At 37.2% G+C, this 505-nt stretch carries 1 protein-coding gene; it reads left to right on the forward strand.

The window, feature by feature from the left end:
• On the forward strand, positions 1-505 hold a 505-nt coding region (locus ACFIK8_RS10820; protein WP_375669427.1), incomplete at both ends, for a mechanosensitive ion channel domain-containing protein.

Genomic DNA, 505 nt, shown 5'->3' on the forward strand with positions numbered 1-505 from the left:
ATTTCATCCTCTGATATGGTACGTGTCGGCGATTGGATTGAAATCCCCAATCTCGGTGCAGATGGCAATGTCACTGAAATTGCACTTCATACTGTAAAAGTTCAAAATTTTGATAAAACAATCACCACAGTGCCTATCCGTAAACTGGTGACCGATCCTTTTAAGAATTGGCGTGGAATGGAAGAAGCAGGTGGACGACGTATCAAACGCTCTCTCTTCATTGACCAATCAAGTATCCGTTTTCACACGAAAGAAGAACAAGAATATCTTTCCCGATTTAATTTGTTAGAAAATTATTTCACACAAAAAATACCAGAAATCAATGAATGGAATGCTAAATTAGATAAAAATCACGATATATTAGCCAATAACCGCCGTTTAACCAACATTGGAACTTTTCGTGCTTATGTTTTTGCTTATCTAAAAAATCACCTAAACATCGAACAAAACATGACTATGATGGCGCGACAATTACCTCCTACACCAAATGGTTTACCCTTGGAAA

It is taken from the genome of Bartonella sp. MR168JLCBS, from assembly GCF_042194175.1.